General features: G+C 46.5%; 1 protein-coding gene and 1 pseudogene. One reads left to right on the top strand and one right to left on the bottom strand.

Annotated elements, in window-relative coordinates:
* Positions 1 to 35: 35 nt before the first annotated feature.
* Positions 36 to 464, top strand: a complete 429-nt coding sequence (locus tag R8N47_RS26400; protein WP_138937168.1) for a VOC family protein — start codon at positions 36 to 38, stop codon at positions 462 to 464.
* Positions 465 to 514: 50 nt separating this feature from the next.
* Here the strand turns inward: R8N47_RS26400 and R8N47_RS26395 are convergent.
* Positions 515 to 617, bottom strand: a pseudogene (locus tag R8N47_RS26395) (lipoate--protein ligase); the annotation flags it as partial.

Genomic DNA, 617 nt, shown 5'->3' with positions numbered 1-617 from the left:
TAAGGACAAAAACAAGAACCCAAAGGGAAACATACATGAACAGTTATGTAGAACACGCCAATATCTCAGTCGTTGACGCACAAAAGATGACCCAATTTTTGACCGCCGCTATCCCTGAATGGAAAGTGCGCGGCGGCGGAAAAATAGATAATTGGTTTGGCCGACCAATTGAATGGTTTCACGTAGGTGATGATCATTCTTATATTGCCATCTCGTCGGGAGGAAAAGGCGACGCTACTCATTGGACATCACACTTCACAGGTTTTAAACACATAGGGATTGTGGTGCCGGATGTAGAAGCCCTCATCGAAAGGCTAAGCAAAGCTGGTTATGAGCTCGACCACCGAGGCGACGAACACCCATTTAGAAAGAACGTCTACTATCTAGAAGACCACGGTATGCTGTTTGAGTTTATCGAGTACTTCTCGGAGAAAGGCAGCGAACGAAATGACTATATCCAATAGCTAGAAGTTGTTCGGAGCAAGGGTGAGAAGGGTGAGGCTCGCTCCTTTCATTACTCAGCTTTTGCATGCGTTAAAAACGCACTCGTCAATTGCTGAAAGAGCGAATCTACCGATGGGCGGTCGGATACATGATGGAAGAGCGGTGTGTGGACA

The organism is Vibrio sp. 2132-1 (genome assembly GCF_033344315.1).
This window is presented reverse-complemented; position numbering and strand designations above follow the sequence as displayed.